We start from the raw sequence: 22,136 nt of genomic DNA on the forward strand, positions 1-22,136 counted from the left end.
GCTTGATTCGATCATAGTATGACGATCAGGAACATCAAGATCAGGTTTTTCTTGATTTGTTTGTTCCCTTGACAAATAATCGAACAAGTTCCACCACCCCGACGGCGATCCTGCCGTCGAACTCCGAGCCTCGGCTTGAACGATCGCAGCTGCCCCCGGCGAAGCGATCACCACGCACTGTCGCGTGATCGTGCTTGCGACTGTGCACCACACCCCGTCCGGACACGGCCTCCGCATCCGGAGCGGACACTCACAGTGAGGAATGCAATACACATGAAGAAGTCACTGCGGTTCGGCGCCGCCGCCATTGCGGCCGTCGCCACGCTCTCGCTCGCTTCGTGCGGGTTCGGCGGTTCGGCCGGAGACGGCGGCGGAGACGACGCGAACACCATCGATCTCCTCGTCCCCAGCTACTCCGACGGGACGAAGGCGAACTGGGAGACCGTGATCGAGGGGTTCGAGAAGGCCAACCCCGACATCAAGGTCAAGCTCGAGCTCCAGTCGTGGGACAACCTCGAGAAGGTCGTCTCGACGAAGATCCAGGCCGGCGAGGCGCCGGACATCTACAACGGCGGTCCGTTCGCCGGCTTCGTCGGCGATGAGCTGCTGTACCCGGTCGAGGACGTGGTGTCCGAGGACACCTTCGCCGACTTCCAGGACTCGTTCATCAAGAACGCCGAGGTCGACGGCACCGCGTACGCCCTGCCGCTGATCGCCTCGGCTCGCGCCCTGTTCGTCAACAACACGCTGCTCGCACAGGCGGGCGCGACGGCGCCGACCGACTGGGACTCGCTGCTCGACGCCGCGACCAAGGTCTCCGCCCTCGGCGGCGGTGTCGCCGGCTACGGCATGCCGCTCGGATCCGAAGAGGCGCAGGCCGAGGCGGCCGTGTGGCTGTGGGGCGGCGGCGGCTCGTTCGGCGACGCGTCCGAGATCACGATCGACACCCCGGAGAACCTCGTCGGTGCCGAGCAGATCAAGAAGATGATCGACGCCGGTGCGACGCAGGCCGACCCCGGCTCGACGCAGCGCTCGCCGCTGATGGACATCTTCATCCAGGGCAAGATCGGCATGCAGGTCGGCCTGCCGCCGACGGTCGGCCAGATCGAAGAGGGCAACCCCGACCTGGACTACTCCATCGTCCCGATCCCGACCAAGGACGGCTCGCCGTTCACGCTCGGAGTCATGGACCAGCTGATGGCGTTCCAGAACGACGGCGACAAGGCCGAGGCGATCACGAAGTTCTTCGACTACTTCTACTCCGCTGACGTCTACGTGCCGTGGGTGCAGGCCGAGGGCTTCCTGCCCGTCACGAAGTCCGGCTCCGAGCAGCTGTCCGGCGAGGAGGCCCTCAAGCCGTTCCTCGACGTGCTGCCCGACGCCAAGTTCTACCCGTCGACGAACGCCCAGTGGTCCGCTGCCGACGGCGCTTTCAAGTCGCTGTTCGGTCAGCTGCAGTCCAAGCCGGCTCAGGACGTCCTGACCGAGATCCAGGCGCAGGTCGACGCGGGCTGAGCCCGCTGAACGGAGAGGTTCGGGTATTCCCATGAGCCAGACAACAGAGTCCTCGAACCTCGCGGGGGCGGCCACCGGTCGCCCCCGCACTCCGGGCGCCGTCTCACGGCGCACGTCGCGCGGCAAGGACCTCGTCCAGGCGCTGCCCTGGATCGCGCCCGCGCTGCTGCTGATCGTCGGCGTGGTGTTCTTCCCCGCCGGGGTGATGTTCTTCAACTCCACGCGCGACATCTCCCTCTCGGGCCTCGACAAGGGCTCGGTCGGGTTCGACAACTTCGCGACCGTGTTCGCGTTCGCGGAGTTCTGGCCGATCCTCGGCCGCACGATCATCTGGGTCGTCTCGGTCGTCGCGTTCACCGTCGTGATCTCGCTGGGCCTGGCGCAGATCCTGAACAAGGCGTTCCCGGGACGTCAGATCGTCCGCATGGCCGTGATCGTGCCCTGGGCGGCATCCGTCGTGATGACGACCATGGTGTTCTACTACAGCCTCGAGCCGTACTTCGGGGTGTTCAACAAGTTCCTCTACGACATCGGCCTCTCGGACGACGCGGTCGGATACGGGTGGACCAAGAACCCCGCCACCGCGTTCGCCTGGTCGATCGTGATCGCGATCTTCGTGTCGTTGCCGTTCACGACGTACACGATCCTCGCCGGGCTCCAGTCCGTGCCCGCCGACGCGATCGAGGCCGCGAAGATGGACGGCGCCGGTCCCGTCCGCACGTACTGGTCGATCATCCTCCCGCAGCTGCGCAGCGCCCTCGCGGTCGCGATCCTCATCAACATCATCAACGTGTTCAACTCGCTGCCGATCCTCAAGGTGATGACCGGGTCCATCCCCGGCTACGGGGCCGACACGATCATGACGATGATCTTCAAGTACATCGAGCTGCAGAAGAAGGTCGACGTCGCCAGCGCGCTCTCCGTCGTCGCCTTCCTCATCGTGATCGTGATCGTCGCGATCTACGTGAAGGTCGTCAAGCCCATGAAGGAGGTCTGATCATGACCGTGACCGAGACCGAACTCGTCACCACCACCGGCCGCGGCGGACGCCCCCTTCCCCCGCTGAACGGCCGCAAACGCCGCTACACCGAAGACCAGGTCACCCTCCCGCGCGTCATCCTCCGCACCGCCGCCGGGTTCCTCGTCCTCGCGATCTTCGTCCTCCCGTACCTGATCATGTTCTTCGGGTCCGTGAAGACGAAGCCCCAGATCCGCTCCGTCGACCCCACCTACCTCCCGACCGAATGGCACTGGGAGAACTACCTCACGATGTGGTCGACGCCCGAGACGCCACTGCCGTACAACCTCATCTCGACGATCATCATCGCCGTGTTCGCGACCCTGCTCGTGCTGCTCGTCTCCCTCCCCGCCGCGTACTACACGGCACGGTTCAAGTTCCCCGGCCGCATGGTGTTCCTGTTCCTCGTGATCGTGACCCAGATGCTGCAGCCGGCCGTGCTGACCTCGGGCCTGTTCCGCCAGTTCACGACCCTCGGACTCGGCGACACCTGGGCGGCGATGATCTTCATCAACGCCGCATTCAACCTCTCGTTCGCCGTCTGGATCATGCACTCCTTCTTCGCCGGCATCCCCAAAGAGGTCGACGAAGCAGCCCAGATCGACGGCGCGGGACGCTTCACCGTCCTGTTCAAGATCAACCTGCCCCTCGTCTGGCCCGGCATCGTCACCGCGATCGTGTTCACGTTCGTCGCCTGCTGGAACGAGTTCGCGGCCTCGCTGGTGATCCTGTCCACCGACAAGAACCAGCCGCTCTCCGTCGCACTGACGAAGTTCGTCGGTCAATACGAGACCAGCTGGCAGTACGTGTTCGGCGTCTCCATCGTCGCCATCCTCCCCGTCGTCATCCTCTTCATGCTCATCGAGAAGCGCCTCGTCGGCGGCCTCACCGCCGGCAGCGTCAAATAGGGCGCTCGGGGGCGGACTCCGGGCGATAGCGGTCGCGGAGGACGCGCTGCATCCAGCGATTCGATGATTCGGGATCGCGGAGCGGGCGGCGCGACCCCGGCGCGCTGGGGGCGTAGTCGACGGGGCCGAACTCCGCGAGGAACGTGACGGGGCGGCCTTCGCCGCGCAGCCTGTGCACGATGAGATCCCACCACCGCAGGTGCTGCTCGACGACGTCGCGCCACTCCTCGGCTTCCGGATCGTTCACCTGCGGCCCTTGAGGATGACCGATGCGCGCATGGACGTGGTCCGCACGAGCGATCGCGAGCTCGACCGCGGCCAGCTGATCCGCGAGCATCGACTCCGCGACCACCAGCCAGTGCGAGACGTCGAAAGTCACCCGGAGACCGGGGTGGCGTTCGAGGATGCGACGCGCGGCGTGCGCCGCGTACAGCATCCGTGATCGGTGCAGCTCGACGAGGACGTCGAGCCCGGTGGCGGCGCGACTCTCCACGACCCGCTCCGCGAGGCGGTCCTGATCGGCGTCGCTCCAGTGATCCCGACCCGCGTGCAGCGTGACGTGCAGCGGGGTGAGTCCGCTCTGCGAGATCTCCTGCAGCTGTCGCTCGATCTCGGCTATGTGGGCCGTCGGCTCGGGATGCGCGCTGCCGACGAGGAGGGAGAGCTCGGCACCGGCGCCCGCGACGGCCGTGCCGAGACGTCGCTGCCCCTCGAGGTCGCGCGGCCACCAGACCTCGACACCGTCGTAGCCCTGCTCGATGGCGCGGGCGACGAGGACCTCGGCCGGAGCGGCGAACACCCAGTCCGTCATGAGCACCAGCGGCGCTGCCGCCCTCACAGCCGGTCATCCGTCAGCGTGGGCATCCGGCGCTGCTCGCGGCGGAACAGACTCGGCGAGCTGCCCCGGCGCTGTGTGAACTGCCGCGAGAAGTACGAGGGATCGTCGAATCCGACCTGCTGTGCGATCACGCTCACCTCGAGGTCGGTCTCGACGAGCAGCGACTGGGCGCGCGCGAGCCGCGATTCGATGAGCAGCTGCAGCGGAGTCAGACCGGTCGCCGCCACCGTGGCGGACCGCAGCTGGGAGACCCCCATCCCCAGTTCGTGCGCGCGGGTCTCCATCGAGATCTGACGGGTGGCACCGCGCGTGAACGCATCGATGAGATCGGGGGCGGCGTCCCGCATCGTCGAGGTCGCGAGTGCGACGATCCAGGCGTAGCTCACCGCCGATGCCCGGAGCGCGCCGATCGAGCCGCTGTCCGCGAGCTCGTCCCGCAGACGATCGAACGTCGTCGTCAGGTCGTCGGGTGTGCGGTCGAGCGCCACCACGGGGACCGCGCGCCGCCACGCCCCCAGCTCGTCGAGCGCACGGGTGGCGGCGCCGGAGAACAGGATCCAGTGCTCCGTCCATCCGGAGCGATGCGGCCCGTAGCCGTGCGCGACGCCGGGGAACAGCCAGATGAGGGCGGGAGCCTCGACCCTGACATCTCCCGTGAGCGGGCTCGAGTACCAGCCGCTCCCCTCGCTGATCACGACGACCGCATGGGAGCGCAGACGACGACCGCGGAAGCCCTCGTGACTTCCGCCGTACTCCCCCGCGCCGAGGCAGGCGACCGTGACGTCGGTGAGCCCGCGGGCGGGATTCGCGTAGATCGCCCAGTTGTCCATGATCGTCCAAGTGTGTCCGGGAGGGCGCGAAAATACAAGCGTTGAGAAGGGAAGTCCATGGACAGATCGTCCTAGCCGCGGCGAGAATGGGGTCATGATCACGTCCAACGGCTATGTGCTCGACGAGAGACCGGAGCGATTGGGTCGCCTCGAGGCCGTGCCGACGACGCTGCGCGACGACAAGGATGCCCTGTGGGAGCGCCTCCGCCGCGACGGGTACCTCTACCTCAGCGATCACCTCGACCCCGAGCTCGTCCGCGACTTCCGGGCCTACTACTTCGGAAAGCTCGCACCGACCGGTCTCGTGCGGCCTGGGGGTGATCGTGACGGGATCGACTCGCACGACGACGTCGACCTCGCCCTGACCCGCCGCGTGCTCTTCGAGGACGTCGTTCCGGGCGACCGCTATGCCGCGCTCACCGCGCATCCGACGATCCGCGGATGGTTCCAGTGGTTCCTGGGCGACGACGTGCATCTCCACAAGCGTCGCATCATCCGCCACACGCGGCCCGGCGAGACGGGCATCGGCACCGCCACCCAGGCGCACTACGACCTCGTCTACCTGCGCGAGGGCACCGACCGCGTGCTGTCGATGTGGATCCCGCTCGGTGACTGCACGGTCGCGAACGGCGGTCTCGCCTACCTCGAGGGAAGCCACCATCGTGTGATGGCGCAGGAGCGCGCCGGAACGCTGAAGATGCCGGCCGCCTCGATCACGGCCGACCTGCCGGGCCTGGCCGACGAGTACGAAGCCCGATGGCTGATCAACGACTATCGTGCGGGCGATGTCATGGTGCACTCGGCCCACATCGTGCATGCCTCGACGGACAACGTCGATCCGGATCACCGCATCCGCCTGTCGACCGACATCCGCTATCAGCGTGTCTCCGACCCCATCGACTGGCGGTGGCAGGAGCACTGGTCCGACGACGACGGCCTCTGACGAGACGTCGGCGGTCGCGTCAGGACGCGGGAGCGGATGCCGCGAGCAGCTGCTCCGGACTCCAGCGCACCCCGAGCGCCGCAGTCAACGCGGCCTGAGCCGCGCCGGCGGAGAGCGCGACGCGCGGATCGGCGTAGCGGATGGGCACCTGCGCGGTTCCTCGTGACGAATAGTCCGTCTCGCTGCGGACGCGCTCGAGGAATCGCGGCCCGAGGACGGTGGCGGGCCCCCCGATCACCACTTCCGTCGGATCGAGGAGTGCGCTGATGAGCTTGACGGCGCGAGCGAGGGCGCGGGCGCCGTCGTCCAGCTGCCGCGCATCGGCGCGGGCAGCGAGCACCGCGATCTCCGCCGCATCCATGGCGTCGGAGAAGCCCTCGCCGAGCATCGCCCCCATGGCGGATGCCGACTCGAGGCACCCGCGTCGGCCGCAGCTGCAGTCGCGCGCCGCCTCACCGAACACCACCTGCACATGGCCGATCTCACCGGCCCGGTCGCGCGGCCCCGGAGCGAGCTCGCCGTCGAGGGTCACCGCGGCGCCGATCCCCCCGCCGATGTGGATGAAGAGCCGGTAGCCCGCGGGGGACTCCTCGCGCCCCGCCTCGGCGATGGCCTCGGCATCGACGTCGTTGACCAGCAGGACCGGAGCCTTCAGAAGGCGCTCGAATCGGTCGGCCAGCGGCACGTCCTGCCACTTCAGCTGCACGCTCTCCAGCACGGAGCGCCCGTCCGTCGTGCCCGGCAGCTGCACGCCGGCGGCGAGCAGGCGGTCGCCGAACTCGGTGGCGATGTCGGCCAGGGCCTCATCGAGAACGCGGTCGCGGTCCTCCGCCGAGTACGTCACGCGTCGGACGTCGACCTCCGTGCCGTCGAGGGCGACGAGCGCGACGTGCGCATGGCGGGGCTGGATCACGATGACGAGGATCAGGTGGTGGCTCGCATCGATGCTGAGGGTCGTCGCCCGCTTCCCTCCGGTGCTCGCTGCCTGCTCGCCCTCGACGATGAGACGGTTCTCGAGCAGCTCGGCGACCAGCGACGATGCGGTGGCCGCGGTCAGCCCCGTGGCCCGTGCGATCCCGGCCCTGGTCTGCACGCCGGGGTTCCGGAAGACCAACTGCAGCGCCCGTCTCAGGTTGGCGCGCCGGACCGATGCCTGGGTGTCGAGGGCGTCATCCGTGTTGAGCATGGGGTTCCGTTCAGGCACTCGCGTGCGAGGTGTTGACAGATCGGGCGCCGATCCGTAGTCTCTCCGTAAGTTTATTCATTGAACTTAGTTGGCCGAAAGGCCTCCCCCAGCTCCGGACGGGCGAGTGCTGCACACACCGTCGCCCGTCCGGCACTTCTCTCAGCGGCCCTCGGCCGCCTCGGTGTGGTGGCGGATGACCTCCGCCACCACGAAGTTGAACCACTTCTCCGCGAACTCCGGGTCGAGATGAGCCTCTTCCGCGAGTGCGCGAAGGCGAGCGACCTGCTGCTCCTCACGATTCGGATCGGATGCGGGCATCTCGTGCTCGGCCTTGAGATGCCCGACCTGCTGGGTGGCGCGGAAGCGCTCGGCCAGCATGAAGATCAGCGCGGCGTCGATGTTGTCGATGCTGGCGCGAAGTCGGAGCAGTTCGGCCTTCGGGTCCTCAGCGGCTGTCATGCCCCTACTCTAGAGCCGCCGAACGCCCGTGATCCGACGACGCTCACCGCTATCGTGAGCACATGAGCAACGAAGAGTCGCCGGCCTCCGCACCCACCGACGACGCGGCATCCGAGACCTCGTCCGATGCTCCCGGCCGACAGAGGACCGAGACCGTGCCGCGTCCCGTCGTCGAGCCGATGGCGCCGCGCGGATCGTTCTGGACCCGCATCGATCGCCCCTTCGTCTTCGGCTTCCTCGTGACGCTCGGCGGCCTCGGCGCCTTCGTGCTGGGCCTGGCGCTCACGAGCCTCTCGACGGTCCTCATCTACATCGCACTCGCCCTCTTCGCGGCCCTCGGCCTCGACCCCGCGGTGCGCATGCTCGAGCGGCGCGGCCTGTCCCGGGCCATCGCGGTCCTCGTCGTGACGCTGGGGCTCATCGTGGTGTTCGCGCTCCTGCTGTGGATGGTCATCCCGATCGTCGTCGATCAGATCTCGAGCTTCGTCCGCTCGGTGCCCGGCATGGTCCAGGAGTTCACCCGGAGCGATCTCTACGCGACGCTGGAGAGGCAGTTCGGCGAGCAGTTCCAGGACCTGGTGGCAGAGGTGCAGAAGTTCCTGTCGGACTTCGGGAACCTCGCCACCATCGGCGGCGGTGCGCTGAAGGTCGGCGCGTCGATCGCCACCGGCATCTCCGGCACGATCATCGTCATCGTGCTGACCCTCTACTTCCTGGCGAGCCTCGCCGGGATCAAGACGAGCCTCCTGCGCCTCGTGCCCGCCCGCGACCGCGCCAGGGCCGGCGACATCACCGACCAGATCACCGACTCGGTCGGCGGGTACGTCATGGGGATGGTCGTGCTCGCGTTCTTCAACGCGCTGCTCGCGTTCCTGCTCTACTTCTTCCTCGGTCTGCCGTTCCCGCCGCTGATGGCGACCGTCGCCTTCTGCATCACGCTGATCCCGCTCGTCGGCTCCGTGATGTTCTGGATCATCGGCACCGGCATCGCGCTGTTCACGAACCCGATCGGCGCACTGATCTTCGCGATCGTCTATCTCATCTACATGCAGATCGAGGCGTACGTCATCACGCCGCGCGTCATGAACCGCGCGATCTCGATCCCCGGCTCGCTCGTCGTCATCGGCGCCCTCGCCGGCGGCACGCTGCTCGGGCTGCTCGGCGCACTCGTGGCCGTGCCGGTCACGGCATCCATCCTGATCATCATCAAGCAGGTCTGGGTTCCGCGCCAGGACGCCAGGGTCTAGCCGCGCCGCACGCAGAAGCGCCCGGACCCGCTGCAGGAATCAGCAACGGGCCCGGGCGCTTCCGGAACGAGGGGGCTCAGACGAGGTCGTTGTCCTCGAGCCACTTCTTCGCGATGTCGGCCGACGACTGCTGCTCGACCGTGCTGAGCACGTTGAGCGACACGAGCTCCTCGGCGGTCAGCTTCGCGCTGATCGCGTTGAGCACCTCGGACACCTTGTCGGCGATGTCGGTCGAGACGATCGGCACCACGTTCGACGAGATGATGAGGTTCTTCGGGTCTTCGAGCGCGACGATGTCCTCGGTCTCGAACGCCGGGTCGGCGGTGTAGATGTCGGCCACCTGGATCTCGCCGGCGAGGAGCGACTCGAGCGTGGTCGGACCGGTGGCCGAGAACGCCAGGTCGACGCCGTAGACCTCCTTGGCAGCTGCCGGGTTGTACGGACGCTGCTCGAACTCCGGCGGGGCGCCGATCGTGACCTGCGAGGTCACGTTCTTGAGGTCTTCGATCGTCTTGAGGTTGTTCGCCTCGGCGAAGCTCTTGAGCACCGTGTAGGTGTCCTGGTCGGATGCCTCGGCGTAGTCGAGCGCGGTCAGGCCCTCGGGCAGCGCCTCGGTGAGGGCCGAGTAGACGTCTTCCGGCGAGGTGACGTCGACGTCGTCTTCGGAGAGGTACTCCAGCAGGCTGCCGGTGTACTCGGGGAAGACGTCGATCTCGCCGGACTCGACCTCGGGCATGTACGCGTCGCGCTGGCCGATGTTGAGCTTCTTCTCGACGGTGAACCCGGCGCCCTCGAGCGCCTGGGCGTAGATCTCGGCGATGATCTCGTTGGAGTAGTACCCCTGCGAGCCGACGACGATCGTCTCGGAGTCGCCCGACCCGGATCCGGCGTCGCTCGACGGCTCGTCGAGCGGGTTGCCGCCGCAGGCGGACAGGGCGAGTGTCGCCGCGGCCACCAGGCCGACGGCGAGGACGGAGCGCTTGCCTCGTGCTGTGAACATGGACTTCCTCTTCTTCTCTGGGGACTTCTTCTGGTGCTGTGAAAGCGGGACGGAGAGATCAGGCGGTGGATGCCGCCGGCGCGGGGGCCGGCGTGAGCGGACGGGTGCGGCGGCGAGCCGGGCGACCGGTGCGGAGCCCGCGCGGAACAGCAGCATGCTGCGCGGCGGCGAGCAGCAGGTCGACGAGCAGCGCGAGCACGGCGACGATGAGGGCGCCGCCGAGCACCTGATCGAAGCGACGCAGCGGGATGCCCTGGATGATCGGCCAGCCGAGCCCGCCGAGATTGACGTAGGCGGCGATCGTGACGGTCGCGATGACCTGCAGCAGCGCCGAGCGGATGCCGCCGACGAGCAGGGGAAGACCGAGGGGCACCTCGACCTTCCAGAAGATCTGCCACTCGGTCATGCCCATGGCCCGCGCCGCATCGATCACGCGGCGGTCGATCGCCTCGAGGCCCGTGTAGGCACCGGCGAGGAGCGACGGGATCGCGAGCAGCACGAACGTCGTGATGGCGGCCTCCGGCACTCGGAGCACTCCGAGGAGGAGGACCAGGAGCACCATGAGACCGAACGCGGGAATGGCACGCGCGGCTCCCGACACCGCGACGGCGATCTCGCGGCCGCGGCCGGTGTGACCGATCAGCCAGCCGAGCGGCAGGGCGATGATCGCGGCGATCAGCACCGAGATCGCGGTGAGCGCGAGGTGCTCGCCGAGGAGCTTGGGCAGGGCGTAGTTCCCGGTCCACTGCGCCGGGGCGAGCATCCACGCGATGGCGTCTGCGAAGAGATTCATGCGGCTGCCCTCACGGGAACGGCGCGGGTCGCGGAGACGCGACTCGTCGCGGTCGTCCACGGCATCAGAGCGCGTCCGAGCAGCAGCAGGATCAGGTCGATCACGAGCGCGATGATCACGACCGCGACGACGCCGGCGAAGACCTCGGCGATGATGCGACGCTCGAGCCCGTTCGTAAACAGGTAGCCGAGGTTCGTCACGCCGATCAGGATGCCGACGGTGGCGAGCGAGATCGTGCTGACGGCGGCGACCCGCAGCCCCGCGAGGATCACAGGGCCCGCCAGCGGGAACTCGACCGCCCAGAAGCGGCGGAACGGCGCGAAGCCGGTGGCGGTCGCCGCCTGGCGGACGCCGTCGTCGACCGAGTCGAGGCCGTCGGCGACCGCGCGGACCAGGATCGCCACCGCGTAGATCGTCAGCGCGATCACGAGGTTGGTCTCGCTGATCGCGGAGTAGCCGAGAGTGGCAGGCAGCAGGATCAGCAGGGCCAGCGACGGGATCGTGTAGAGCAGGCCTGTGAGCACGATGATCGGACCCCGCACGAGCCGGTACCGCCACGCGACCCAGCCGAGCGGGAGCGAGAGCACGAAGCCGAGCACGATCGGCACGATGCTCTGGCGCAGATGCACCAGCGTCAGCTCGAAGATCAGGCCGAGGTTGTCGGTGACCCAGTTCACGACAGTCCGTCCTGCCCGGCGGTCGTGGCGACGGCATCCGCCTCGGTCTCTGCCACGATCGCTCCCTGCGTGCGCCCCTCGGAGTCGACGACGACGGTGCCGTGCGGAGTCTCCTTGAGGTGCAGCGCGCGGCGTCCGCGGTCAGCGCCGATGAACGCGGCGACGAAGTCGTCGGCAGGATTCTCGATGATCTCGCTCGGGCTGCCCACCTGCACGATGCGCGCGCCCTTGTCGAGGATGACCACCTGGTCGCCGAGCAGGAACGCCTCGTCGATGTCGTGCGTGACGAAGACGACCGTCTTGTCGAGCTCGTGCTGCAGTCGCAGGGTCTCCTGCTGCAGGTCGGCGCGGACGATCGGGTCGACGGCGCCGAACGGCTCGTCCATCAGCAGGATGTTCGGGTCGGCGGCGAGCCCGCGAGCCACCCCGACGCGCTGCTGCTGACCGCCGGACAGCTGGCTGGGGTAGCGCTCGGCGAGCGCCTGGTCGAGGCCGACGGTGTCGAGCAGGGCGCGGGCCCGCTTGTGCGCCTCGGGCTTCTTGACGCCGGTGAGACGGAGGACGGTCGCGACGTTGTCGATCACCGAGAAGTGCGGCATGAGGCCGGAGTTCTGCATGACGTAGCCGATGCGACGGCGCAGCTGCACGGGATCGCCGACGAGCACGTTCTCTCCGTCGATCTCGATGTCGCCGGAGGTCGGCTCGACCATGCGGTTGATCATGCGCAGCAGCGTGGTCTTGCCGCATCCCGACGATCCGACGAAGACGGTGGTCTTGCGCGACGGAAGCACGAGGTTGAAGTCGTTGACGGCCACGGTGCCGTCGGGAAACTGCTTGGTGACGTTGCGGAACTCGATCATGGGCTACTTTCCAGACGGTCGATCGACGAGGCGGGCATCGGCGCCTCGGCGCCGGCAGACGGTCGTCATTCGGAGATCTCGACCCGCGGATCGAAGGCGACGAACCCGGAGAAGTCCTTGCCGACGCGGTCGAACGCCGACGGGTACGGGGTCGGATACGACCACGCGTAGTCGGTGTGAAGCTGGTCTCCGGCCTGCACCGAGTAGTACTGGGCCGCGCCCTTCCACGGACACGTGTACGGAGTGGGGCTCTCGACGAGCGCACCGGTCGCGATGGATGCCGGCGGGAAGTACCAGTTTCCCTCGATGCGGGCGAGATCGCTCTCGTCGGCCTCGGCGATCACGGTTCCTGCGAGTACAGCCTTCATGGTCCTGCCTCCTCAGATGTGGGTTCGAGCGTATAAGACGTGTGCGACATCCGGGTCGGGGTTGCGCGCAGAGCCGTCAATGTGAGAAACAATCCTGGATCTGTTCGGTGCCGAGACGACAGCGGATTGCGCGATCGCGCCGCATCCCGCCTGTCAGGCGGACTGGCGCCCGTAGCCCTCCAGCAGGCGGAGCCAGATCTCGCTGATCGTCGGGTACGCCGGCACCGCGTGCCAGAGCCTCTTGATCGGCACCTCTCCGACGATCGCGATCGTGGCGGCCTGCACGAGCTCGGCGACCTCGGGGCCGACGAACGTCGCACCGAGGATCACGTCGCGCGCGGTGTCAATCACGAGACGCGCCTGACCCTCGAAGCCGTCCTCGTAGACGCTCGCACCGGCGACCCAGCCGAGGTCGTAGTCGACGACCTCCACCTCGTGCCCCGCCTCGCGGGCCGCGGCTTCGGTGAGTCCGGCGGAGGCGACCTCGGGGAACGAGAACGTGACCTGGGGCACGGCGGCGTGATCGGCCGTGGCGACGTGCCGACCCCAGGGGGCGTCGTCGACCTCCTCGCCCTTGGCCCGCGCGGCGATGACGTCTCCGGCCGCCCGCGCCTGGTACTTGCCCTGATGCGTGAGGAGCACGCGGCCCGTCACGTCGCCCACCGCGTAGAGCCAGTCGCTGCCGGGCACGCGCATCGTGTCATCCGTCTCGATCCAGCGTCCGGGCTCGAGCCCCACGGTCTCCAGACCGATGTCGCGGTTGTGCGCCGAGCGGCCGGTCGCCGCGAGCACCTCGCTCGCGATGATCTCCTCGCCGCCCTCCAGCGTGATGGTCACGCCGTCATCGCCGCGGCGGACGGAGGTCGTGCCGGTCGAGGTGCGCACGTCGACGCCCAGCTCCTTCAGTCCGGCCGCCACGCGCTCGCCCGCGAAGGGCTCCATCGTCGAGAGCAGGTCGCCCCGGGCGATCAGCGTCACGGTCGACCCGAGCGACGCGTAGACCGTGGCCATCTCGACCGCCACGACGCCGCCGCCGATGACCGCGAGGCTCTTCGGCAGCTCCTCGGCGCTCGTCGCCTCGCGACTGGTCCACGGAGCGGCTTCGCGCAGCCCGTCGATCGGCGGGATCACCGCTTCCGACCCGGTGCTGATCGCGACCGCGTGACGGGCGCGCAGCACGCGCGTGCCGCCGTCGGCATCCGTCACGGTGACCTCGCGCTCACCGGTGAGGCGGCCGAAGCCGCGGGCGAGGTCGATACCGGCCGAGTCGAGCCACTTGACCTGGCCGTCGTCCGACCAGTTGCTGGTGAAGGAGTCGCGGCGGTCGAACACCGCACGCACGTCGAGGGTGCCGGTCACCGCCTGCGACGCTCCGCCCACGTGCTGCGCGGCACGCAGGGCCTGGGCCGGACGCAGCAGCGCCTTCGAGGGCATGCACGCCCAGTACGAGCACTCGCCTCCGACGAGCTCGCTCTCCACGATGATCGCGGTGAGTCCGCCCTGCACGGCGCGGTCCGCGACGTTCTCGCCCACGGCACCTCCGCCCAGGACGATCAGGTCGTACTCGTCGGTCTTCTCGGCAGCAGTCATGTCGCACCTCTCCGTCGCCCAGTCTCGCTCAAGAGCAACGTCGAGTCACGGGTGAGTTGTTCCCTGGAGCACGGTACGGATGTCGGGAGATCGGACGGATGCCGGGGCGGACCGCGGCCTGTCGCCCGGCATCATCGGTACTCGGGTACGTTGACGGGCACGGCCTCCAACTTCTGGGGGCGCCCTGTGCCTGGACCGGGCCGAACAACACTCTCTACACCTACCAGGGCGGCTAGTTGCACCGGGGGAAGGGGTTTGGTCGGACCTCACCCCGTCTCTCGCGAACCGTCATATGAAGAAGGGACTGGGATGACGACGAACGAGCAGGACATCTCGGCCGAGCTGAGACGACTCATCGCGATGGAGCACATTTCAGAGGATTCTCTGCATTCCTTGACGCAGATTTCGCGAGGAAAGCTCCAGGCTTTCCTGAGAGAAGACTCTCCGAGTTATCGCGGGCTGACGGTAGATGAGCAGCCTCTTTCACCGGACGAAAACGGTCGCATTGCAGTTCTGGTTGCGCAACTGACATACGGACTCGACCTCGACGATGACGAGCGTCTTCGAGCGATCATGGAGTCGCTGACGACCGAGTGCAACCTCACTGTTCACAACATCGCCAACCTCACAGGGCTGGATGTCGGAGACCTCGAGATCTGCCTCAATGCTCCCCGGTCGCTTCCGGCCGAGACAAAGTACGCGATTGCTTTGAGGACCTCTTACCTCATCAGCGCGGCCACTCAGGCACGCGCACGTTAGAGAGAGAAACGCCCGTCTCAGAGTTTGTGCTGCCGGGCTCAATCGCTTGGATCGCCTCACGCACAGACGCTGTCGCGAGGACGCGTCGCCAAGAGTGTCATGTCTCGTGGCAGCGGGCACTCGGTCGTCCGCCTCGGATGCCTCACGAACCGATCCGTTCGTGGGGTGAGAGCGGCGCGCCACAGCGGCGGCCGGACACTCCCCGCTAAGGTCGCCCCCATGGGCATCTGGCTACCTGCCGTCATCGCGCTGACCGCAACCGTTATTGGCGCCCTGATCGCGGTGCTCGGAGGCCTTTTCGCAGGATCAGCTCAAGGCCGCCGTGAACACGAGAAGTGGCTCCGCGAGAAGCGCCTGGAGGCGTACGTGCCTGCCGTCGCCTTCCTCACCGACTACGAACATGCCTACGCCGGGCACCACGATCTAAGCGATCGGATCAGCGGAGCAACGGTGAGCACGTACTGGTAACTGGCTCCGACTCCAGCGTGCATGGCGAATCCGTCAGTGCACTGAGTTTCCGCGCCGGCGGGTTGCGTTTTGGCGCCGCCTCAATGGGGCGCGTTGTCGTTATCTCGCCCCGCGTCAGTAGCTTGGGGCTTCTTGGTATCGAAAGTGACAGCGATCCCACGAGCGCGAACCTTCTCCACAGCCGCTGCAAGTGCTTCCTGTGTGCTTTCGTCATTGCGAATGGGAGGGGTGACGATGAGCCCGGTTCCGTCATCCGTGAGCGTGACGCTCATTCCAGCGAAATCTGATACTGACTGAGTCAGTTCCATAGCGGCCGCCATGACCTCTTCGCGGCTATGTGCCGACTGGATGATCTCTAGATTGATGCCCTGGGCTGCGGCCTGGGGAGCCAATTCGATAAGTTCCGGTGGGACTTCGCCGTTCCAGGTGACGGCGTATCGCTTCTCTGAGACTTCGATCTGACCTGTGACCATGTGGCCGGCCGTGCCTTGTGCCGAGATCTGCGAAACGTGATCGGCTAGCGCCAAGTACGGCTCCTGCGCAGCTTGGCGCGCAGCCTCCTCAGGAGTGAGCTCCGATCCATTTTCTGGAGGAGTGTCCTTGAGGTCGGCAGATGCTGATGGTGAGGAGGTAGCGGCGACGGCCACACTGCTGCCAAACAGCATGAGTCCGAAAGCCGCCGTTACGGCGACCCATCGAGAAGCCCTCATCGCATTCTCCTCATCGCCGAATGGCACAGTTTGATGCGCGAATGTTACCTCATCGCTCCTGATTTGCTATTCCTGCGATGGCGGGAGGGTGCTGACGCAGTCGCTCGCTCATTCAAACGACTGGGCGATCAGGTGACAAGGCCCCCACCTCGAAGATTGGTTGTCGGTGGTGTCCGCAAGCGAATCGGTCCGGGAGAAGACCCCCAAAGACGCCGCACTTCCTCCACGGCGACGGGCTGCTCTTCGCAGCAGGCCTCACCTGGTCGATGGAGCTCGCGAACGGGCAGCGGTCTCGGCGTTTCGTCGTCATCACCCGAGAGGCACGAGACGCCAGCGGCGAGGTGCACGACCGGATGCCCGCATGCCTCACCCCTGACACCTGGGATGCGTGGCTCACGCCGGAGAAGCTCACCGGTGAGCGGAAGGTGGAGACTCTCGCCTTGCTCGAGCACACCTCCGCCGACGTCGCCGCCCCCATCACCGAGCACATCGTCGACCGCAAGGTCAGCAACTCCCGCACAGTTGACCCCACCGGCCCGACGCTGCTCGAACCCGTCTTATAAGCAGCGGGCGCGCCCCCCAAGGTAGTAGCAGACGAGGTAACCCACCTGGCCGCATCATCATGGCCGTGGTCGGAGGGCGATCCTCTGCATGTATATCGTGAGAGGTGTGTCCGGTCACACTTACTCTGAACCCTGGTCAACGCGTGTATTACTGGTGTGTGCAGCGCTGAGCGTCGCACACGTACTCATCCACCTTGCGACCGTTCCGCTCCTCACGGGGCTCGCACCGCTCGCACCGCCCGCTTACGCACTGGTGGCGGGGTTGCACAGCGTGATGCCGTTTCTGGCTCGTCGAGTCACGGGAGTGTCTGGGTCGGCGATCGTCACCAGCGGTATAGCGGCGGTCCTGGTCGCGCCGACGAGCTCGTCGGGGTTGATTGCGGCGATTCCAGTTGTATTGGCCGGATGTGTGATCGATCTGATGTTGTGGCGCTCTCAGCGAAGCCGGATCTCGGAGTGGCGCTACGTCGCCGCTGCCGGTGCTGCTGGCGTTGTCCTTTTCGTGGTGTCCCTTGCTGTGTTCTCGCCCGCACATCTCACACCGGTGATGATCATCGGCACTTTGACCGGCCGCCTATTGGGGGAGGGCGGCGCTGTCGTAATCTCTCGCCTCCTAGCGGGAGGCCTCGCTCGAGCAGGAGTGGGGCGTCCAGCGGGGGACTAGGTTCTCGCTACTGCCGATCAGCCGCGGACGGAGTCCCTGGGCCTCTGCCCGTGTCGGTTTTGACGGATGACGGGCTGTCGTCGTCGTCTTCTTCTTTCATGGCTTTCATTTCGCCCTTGAAGACGCGGGCCGACTGGCCCATGCTCTTCGCGAGCGCCGGCAGCTTCGCAGCACCGAACAGAAGGAGGATCACGGCGAGCACGATGAGCAGGTGCCAGCCTTGCATTCCAGCGAACATATCGATTTCCTGTCTTCGGTGAGCGATGCATCGAGCCTACGGTTCGGGATCGGCCCATGTCTCCCGATCAGAGGTGCTATTCGGAACGCCGTGATGCGAGCTCGTACGCAGATTCTCAGAATTGGAGCGAGTCACGCACGTTCCTGCTAGGGGAGCGAGAGCATACGTGACCCGCACGGTGTGCCGTGCGCGCACCGCAATTGGAGACTAGGGAGAGCGCCCTCGGTCCCGCGACATTTCCGAGCGAATTCACCCGCAGGTCATCCCTTGGTTTGCGTGACTATCTCCCGTGGTTGCCGTAAATATATGAGTACGCAGGTGTTTCTCAGTTTCCCCAGCTGGCCTTGCGATCCCACGGGTAGGGGTCCGTCGTCTCACGAGGAAGACGACGGACCATGGGGATAGAGATAGGCATCTGCACGGAGCGAGGTTCGACGCTTGGCTGAGCTCGCGAACGTGGCTTCAGGGCACTCGAGAGCCTGATGTCTTTTCGCTGAGGAACTCGGATGAGAGTGACGTGTTCACGTACGTTGGCTCGAGCGGGCCACCTGCTGAGGGGAGGAGCCAAACGACAGGCAAAGGCACGAGGTTCTCACTGCCGTTGAGCACACCGCTGTACGTGTACTGGGCAGAGCCTGATGTTCCTGCAGCGGGTGCCGCGCCGATGCGTGACCAGCCGTTGAGTGCGCGTTCGTCCAGGCGGTAGCTGGCGGGTGACGGAACACCGTTACCCGCTCCCCATTGGACGGTCACTGTGATGAGTCCGGAGCGGTAGGTGCCGGCAGGGACGCTTTCACCAGTATCACCATTGAAGGCGTTGAAGCCGACATTCTGGCCCGTGTTCACCTGCACCCTGTTGGGTTGCGTGACCGTCCAGGTTTGCACGGAGGTGCCCCCCTGCCACACCGAGAGTCCTCCACCCGGCGCAGGCTGTGGCTCCGGGACGCTCGCGGCCGCGAGCGGTGTCGATACCGCAAGGGCGACGACTGGAACTGACCATGCCGCCGCTTTCACGACTGTGCGACGAGCGATGGAGTGCTGCTCCCGCTTAGGTTCTTCCAAAATGCCCATGATGAATCTCCTGTAGTGATTACACCGGCGCAGCAATGAGGGCGTGTCGCGCGTCGACACGCCCTCATTAGGCGGGTGGGTGCTGATTGACGAAGCATTCTCGCTGTGGTCACTGGCGATCGTGGCCAGCGCCTAGACGTCATCGACGCTAACAATGGAAATGCCAGACCAGTCACGATCTAGAGGAGGATCACCCGGGTGAGACCCAGGTGAATTCAGGGGCCGCTCTTAGGACGCGAGTAGATGGAGGATCGTTGTGATGGTCTCTGCGCTCGTTGTGAGGTCGTAGTGGTGAACGAACCCGCGGCTGTCTTCAATCGTCATGGCAACCTGCACTCTCTCGCTGGTGAAGGTGTCCTGGTTTGTGGCGATGGTTGACGGGTGCAAGTGAATGCCTATCTCGAATGTGGTCGGGAGTATTGCCGAGTTCGGGCCGCCGTCCCCAGGCCGGCGGCCCAAATCTCAGCCCCAGGCGGAGAGCCCGGCTCCCTCCCCACGAGGTGCCGAGCTCTCCATTGCGCGCTCTCGCGACACCCCAGGTGCGCGATGACGTGCTCTACCCATGAGACGCGGAAGGTCGCGTGTGATCACGCACCAGGGCGTGTGAATCGAGGGTGAATTACGATCAGGATTCTCGGGGCCACTTGAGGCCTCCCTGGATGTTCTCATTGCTCGTCCGTTGTCGTCTCGCCGGGGATCCAGCCATCTGGTCAGAGGGTCGCCGGTCTGCGCAACATAGGTGAGCAGGTCATGGCAGCTAGAGAAGCCCCAGGTCATGCGCACGGGCCAGGGCTTCGTCACGGTTGTTGACGCCAAGTCGACGGTAGAGCGCCTTGGCATGGGTCTTCATTGTGTTCACCGACAGGTGTTGCCGTGCGCCGATTTGGCGAAGGGTCAGACCTTGGTCGAGGCCTTGTAACACCAAGACCTGTTGGGAGGTGAGCCCCGCCGTTTCTGCGTTCGCGGGCAGTATTTCTCGTCGGTCCGGCTCAGTAGCGTTTCCGTCGTCGTGCAGATCACGTCGTGGGATTGACAGGGTGATGAGTGCCAGACCGTTGGCCTGCGCGGCGGCCTCGAAGTCCGAAGACGCGATCGAGGTTTGAGTGCCGTCACGCAGGAGACTTGTGGCTGTTTGTACGGCGAGTGCTTCCACACGCGTTCGGGTGGAGTAGCTATCGCTGAGAGCAGCGGCAGCATAGCGCGAGGCCGCGTCGTAGTCCGCAGCGGCGAGTTCCACTCGAGCGCGCGCTACGCGGGTGACAGGGTGCTCTGCGCTGTTGGCCAGTGCGTGTCGAGCGGGGTGCACGCGACCGAGGGAAAGCAAGAGATCAGATTCAGCCATCTCGAGAAGGGGGCCAAGGGTAGTTCCTTCAACCAGCCACTCGGCGTACCGCTGTCGATCTCGTCGCACATTCTCGACGGCCCCATGTCGATCGCCCCACGCGAGTGCGAACCGCGCGTGGGCATATGTGACCCCGGGGCCCCAACTCTGCTCAGCGTTGACGGGCTGATCGAGTCTGGCCAAGGCGGTTGCAGCCTCGGCCTGGTGGAGTTCTTCGGTGGCCACAAGAGCGCGGGCGATGTCCGCGGTGAGGGCTATCCGGGGCTTGAGCCACCCGTGAGCGTGCGGAGACTCATCGTGGCGCCGCAGCCAAGTGGCCGCCATAGTCATGTCGCCCGAGAGGGCGAGGAAGAACGCGGATTTCCCCGCAGCGTCGCGTTCGACATGTTCCTTCCCGGCGCTGGGCCCCCGTTCATAGGCATCGCGAAGAGTGAGAAGCGCACCGGGGATATCGTCGGCGAGTCCTCGCGTGATCCCGGCCTGCAGAAGCGCTACGGGGAGACGAGGGGAGATTCTGGCAGGTTGGTGGACCCCCGCTATGTGTCCGAACCTTTCCAGCAACTCAGCAAGCTGCCGGGCGCGCGCAAGACGCCCCCGCACGCGAAACGCAATCATCCGTACGGCGATGACGCTGAGGAGGCTCAGCGCTCTCGGCGACCGAGCGACCTCGTCGAGGCCCACCAGGTCGTCCCAATCGGGTAACACGGCCTCGCCCAACATCCGATCCACCTCGTCTGCCGCCACGTGCAAACGAATATCTCGGATAGCTGCGGCGCGAGCGTCCTGAGCAAACGCCGGCAACGGGATCACTCGCAGAGCGTCGTCGAGCACCTCGCGAAGATCGTCGAGAAGCATCGACCAATGCGCCCCCACCACCCCCACTGCTCGTGTCCAATCCTCCATCGCGAGTGCTTCGCGCAGTTCCGCGACTATCGCACTTGTCGGCGCAATTTCGGCTGAAGGGGCGCTAAGGAGCGAGGGTACGGTCTCCATGCTTTTTTGCTCTCCTGAAGAGGGTCGGCGCTCGGCAGCGATTCGGGTGCTGCGAGCTCGAAGGGCAAGAACGAAGGGTTCAGCGAATCGACAGCCAAGTCTCTCGGTGGAGCGCCGGCGAATACTCCTTACTCAGCATCCCGTCTCCTCGACTTAGTGATCTCGTTGCTCGGATCGCGAGTGCGACACCGCCAATGACAAGGGTGAGGAGCCCCGCGACATGCAGCCAGGTTATCTCGTAGCTTATGGCGACGAGCTCCCGGGTCAGCTCCGCGCTCACCCGGAGCACGAGTTCACTTGTCATCAAGATCTCCTCTCCATCGCACGGAGCCGTCAGCGTCTGGGGGAGCGGAGAACGAGTCGCCCTCGAGCCTTCTTGACTTCCTGCGCCTCGGCATCCCAGCGCACGGCGGTCACGCCACTCTCGAGCGTCACGCGCAGTGCAGACTCGACGCCTGCGAATGTTCCATGTCCCGGTAGGCCGGCTTGAAAGAAGTGACGCCACTCCGATGCTTGCCAGAGGACTCGCTTGCCCCACAGCGTCCAGTGCACGGTCGCGATCGCGAGATCATCGCGCTGCATCTGCTTTCCACACGTTTTGCATGTCCAGCGTGAGCCTGGACGCACGGCCCAAGGCGTCTTCCCGTTCCCCGGAGGGAAGCCCTGGCGGAGCCTGTCTGATGGTGATGAGACAAGTGGAGCAGTTGATGGCGCCGCGTCGAGGGCCGGTTCGCGAAGCGAACGTCGAGTCTTCGTCATGGCATCCTCGTATGTCGCTGAGAGAGACCTTTCAGTTATGGACCTCCCGTCGGAAGGCTGACACATGACGGACGGGCTCATCTCGGGTGTCAGCTCATCTGCGACTTTCTGCTTCAACTGAGAGACAAACCAAGTGACCGATACACCACGGTCCGTGGATGATGACCAAGAAGAAGCGCACCCAAATGGGTGGATCTCTTCACCCTCGATTCACCCGGGTGAATCGGCGCCGATGAGTCTTTTTTGCCTGATCGTGTGACTAATCTCCTCAGTGGACTACGGGCCGTGCTTGACCCCGCGTGGGGAGCAGACGTCCGTATGTCGGCCTGGCTCCTCA

General features: G+C 66.0%; 23 protein-coding genes. 8 read left to right on the forward strand and 15 right to left on the reverse strand.

Translation table 11 applies throughout. The annotated features are described in order from the left end of the window. The first annotated feature begins 273 nt into the window (after window positions 1-273). Genes DC434_RS15760 through DC434_RS15770 form a run of 3 tightly spaced genes read left to right on the forward strand, consistent with a single transcriptional unit; the run spans window position 274 to window position 3,441 of the window. The gene (locus DC434_RS15760; protein ID WP_116636248.1) at window positions 274-1,515 is read left to right on the forward strand and encodes an extracellular solute-binding protein; all 1,242 of its coding nucleotides are present in this window, start codon (window positions 274-276) and stop codon (window positions 1,513-1,515) included. 31 nt (window positions 1,516-1,546) lie between these two features. Beyond that, entirely contained in the window at window positions 1,547-2,512 is a 966-nt protein-coding gene (locus tag DC434_RS15765; protein WP_116636249.1) for a sugar ABC transporter permease, read from the forward strand. Between the two features lie 2 nt (window positions 2,513-2,514). After that, the gene (locus DC434_RS15770) at window positions 2,515-3,441 is read left to right on the forward strand and encodes a carbohydrate ABC transporter permease (RefSeq protein ID WP_207769985.1); all 927 of its coding nucleotides are present in this window, start codon (window positions 2,515-2,517) and stop codon (window positions 3,439-3,441) included. Here DC434_RS15770 and DC434_RS15775 read toward each other — a convergent pair. Together DC434_RS15775 and DC434_RS15780 are read right to left on the reverse strand one after the other, a co-directional pair. Next, window positions 3,434-4,279 (reverse strand): TIM barrel protein, encoded by an 846-nt coding sequence (locus tag DC434_RS15775; RefSeq protein WP_133192826.1) that lies wholly within the window; start codon window positions 4,277-4,279, stop codon window positions 3,434-3,436. The genes DC434_RS15770 and DC434_RS15775 overlap by 8 nt on opposite strands. Beyond that, the gene (locus tag DC434_RS15780) at window positions 4,276-5,109 is read right to left on the reverse strand and encodes a helix-turn-helix domain-containing protein (protein WP_165808096.1); all 834 of its coding nucleotides are present in this window, start codon (window positions 5,107-5,109) and stop codon (window positions 4,276-4,278) included. Before DC434_RS15780 ends, DC434_RS15775 begins: the two co-directional genes overlap by 4 nt. A gap of 94 nt (window positions 5,110-5,203) precedes the next feature. Between DC434_RS15780 and DC434_RS15785 the strand changes: the two genes are divergently transcribed. Next, a complete protein-coding gene (locus DC434_RS15785) occupies window positions 5,204-6,052 on the forward strand; it encodes a phytanoyl-CoA dioxygenase family protein (RefSeq protein WP_116636252.1) in 849 nt (282 codons plus the stop codon). A 19-nt stretch (window positions 6,053-6,071) separates the two neighbouring features. Here the strand turns inward: DC434_RS15785 and DC434_RS15790 are convergent, their stop codons facing one another. Further along, window positions 6,072-7,238, reverse strand: a complete 1,167-nt coding sequence (locus DC434_RS15790; RefSeq protein WP_116636253.1) for an ROK family protein — start codon at window positions 7,236-7,238, stop codon at window positions 6,072-6,074. 159 nt (window positions 7,239-7,397) lie between these two features. Beyond that, window positions 7,398-7,697: a chorismate mutase gene (locus tag DC434_RS15795; RefSeq protein WP_116636254.1), complete on the reverse strand. Its 300-nt coding sequence runs from the start codon at window positions 7,695-7,697 to the stop codon at window positions 7,398-7,400. Between the two features lie 62 nt (window positions 7,698-7,759). On the opposite strand from DC434_RS15795, the gene DC434_RS15800 reads away from it, so the two are divergent. Then, complete coding sequence (locus DC434_RS15800; RefSeq protein WP_116636255.1) at window positions 7,760-8,944, forward strand: AI-2E family transporter; 1,185 nt, start codon at window positions 7,760-7,762, stop codon at window positions 8,942-8,944. Window positions 8,945-9,020: 76 nt separating this feature from the next. On the opposite strand, the gene DC434_RS15805 is transcribed toward DC434_RS15800, so the two are convergent. From DC434_RS15805 to DC434_RS15830, 6 genes are all read right to left on the reverse strand, one after another. Continuing rightward, a complete protein-coding gene (locus DC434_RS15805; protein ID WP_116636256.1) occupies window positions 9,021-9,944 on the reverse strand; it encodes an ABC transporter substrate-binding protein in 924 nt (307 codons plus the stop codon). 58 nt (window positions 9,945-10,002) lie between these two features. Next, a complete protein-coding gene (locus DC434_RS15810; protein WP_116636306.1) occupies window positions 10,003-10,737 on the reverse strand; it encodes an ABC transporter permease in 735 nt (244 codons plus the stop codon). Beyond that, window positions 10,734-11,414 carry an ABC transporter permease subunit gene (locus tag DC434_RS15815; RefSeq protein ID WP_116636257.1) on the reverse strand — a complete coding sequence of 227 codons (681 nt, stop codon included), beginning with the start codon at window positions 11,412-11,414 and terminating at the stop codon, window positions 10,734-10,736. Before DC434_RS15815 ends, DC434_RS15810 begins: the two co-directional genes overlap by 4 nt. After that, the gene (locus DC434_RS15820; protein WP_116636258.1) at window positions 11,411-12,274 is read right to left on the reverse strand and encodes an ATP-binding cassette domain-containing protein; all 864 of its coding nucleotides are present in this window, start codon (window positions 12,272-12,274) and stop codon (window positions 11,411-11,413) included. The genes DC434_RS15815 and DC434_RS15820 overlap by 4 nt, the downstream gene beginning before the upstream one ends. Window positions 12,275-12,339: 65 nt before the next feature. Next, entirely contained in the window at window positions 12,340-12,642 is a 303-nt protein-coding gene (locus tag DC434_RS15825) for a DUF427 domain-containing protein (RefSeq protein WP_116636259.1), read from the reverse strand. A 153-nt stretch (window positions 12,643-12,795) separates the two neighbouring features. Next, window positions 12,796-14,232 carry an NAD(P)/FAD-dependent oxidoreductase gene (locus DC434_RS15830; RefSeq protein WP_116636260.1) on the reverse strand — a complete coding sequence of 479 codons (1,437 nt, stop codon included), beginning with the start codon at window positions 14,230-14,232 and terminating at the stop codon, window positions 12,796-12,798. 309 nt (window positions 14,233-14,541) lie between these two features. On the opposite strand from DC434_RS15830, the gene DC434_RS15835 reads away from it, so the two are divergent. Both DC434_RS15835 and DC434_RS15840 read left to right on the forward strand, forming a co-directional pair. Further along, window positions 14,542-14,991: an HTH domain-containing protein gene (locus DC434_RS15835; RefSeq protein WP_116636261.1), complete on the forward strand. Its 450-nt coding sequence runs from the start codon at window positions 14,542-14,544 to the stop codon at window positions 14,989-14,991. Window positions 14,992-15,210: 219 nt separating this feature from the next. Further along, on the forward strand, window positions 15,211-15,459 hold the full coding sequence (locus DC434_RS15840) for a hypothetical protein (protein WP_133192827.1): 249 nt from the start codon (window positions 15,211-15,213) through the stop codon (window positions 15,457-15,459). Between the two features lie 80 nt (window positions 15,460-15,539). Here the strand turns inward: DC434_RS15840 and DC434_RS15845 are convergent, their stop codons facing one another. Then, entirely contained in the window at window positions 15,540-16,169 is a 630-nt protein-coding gene (locus DC434_RS15845; RefSeq protein ID WP_133192828.1) for a hypothetical protein, read from the reverse strand. Window positions 16,170-16,324: 155 nt separating this feature from the next. Here DC434_RS15845 and DC434_RS15850 point away from each other — a divergent pair, with 155 nt between their 5' ends. After that, window positions 16,325-16,732: an SOS response-associated peptidase family protein gene (locus DC434_RS15850; protein WP_279303216.1), complete on the forward strand. Its 408-nt coding sequence runs from the start codon at window positions 16,325-16,327 to the stop codon at window positions 16,730-16,732. A gap of 671 nt (window positions 16,733-17,403) precedes the next feature. Here the strand turns inward: DC434_RS15850 and tatA are convergent. From tatA to DC434_RS15865, 4 genes are all read right to left on the reverse strand, one after another. Further along, window positions 17,404-17,634, reverse strand: coding sequence for a twin-arginine translocase TatA/TatE family subunit (gene tatA, locus DC434_RS15855; RefSeq protein WP_116636265.1), 231 nt, complete (start codon window positions 17,632-17,634; stop codon window positions 17,404-17,406). A gap of 462 nt (window positions 17,635-18,096) precedes the next feature. Continuing rightward, window positions 18,097-18,705 (reverse strand): hypothetical protein, encoded by a 609-nt coding sequence (locus DC434_RS20010; RefSeq protein WP_133192829.1) that lies wholly within the window; start codon window positions 18,703-18,705, stop codon window positions 18,097-18,099. 757 nt (window positions 18,706-19,462) lie between these two features. Then, the gene (locus DC434_RS15860; RefSeq protein ID WP_116636266.1) at window positions 19,463-21,040 is read right to left on the reverse strand and encodes a LuxR C-terminal-related transcriptional regulator; all 1,578 of its coding nucleotides are present in this window, start codon (window positions 21,038-21,040) and stop codon (window positions 19,463-19,465) included. Window positions 21,041-21,119: 79 nt separating this feature from the next. Further along, window positions 21,120-21,344 carry a hypothetical protein gene (locus DC434_RS15865; protein WP_116636267.1) on the reverse strand — a complete coding sequence of 75 codons (225 nt, stop codon included), beginning with the start codon at window positions 21,342-21,344 and terminating at the stop codon, window positions 21,120-21,122. Window positions 21,345-22,136 lie beyond the last annotated feature (792 nt).

Origin of the sequence: Microbacterium sp. TPD7012 (assembly GCF_003075395.1) — a bacterium.
GTDB lineage: Bacteria > Actinomycetota > Actinomycetes > Actinomycetales > Microbacteriaceae > Microbacterium.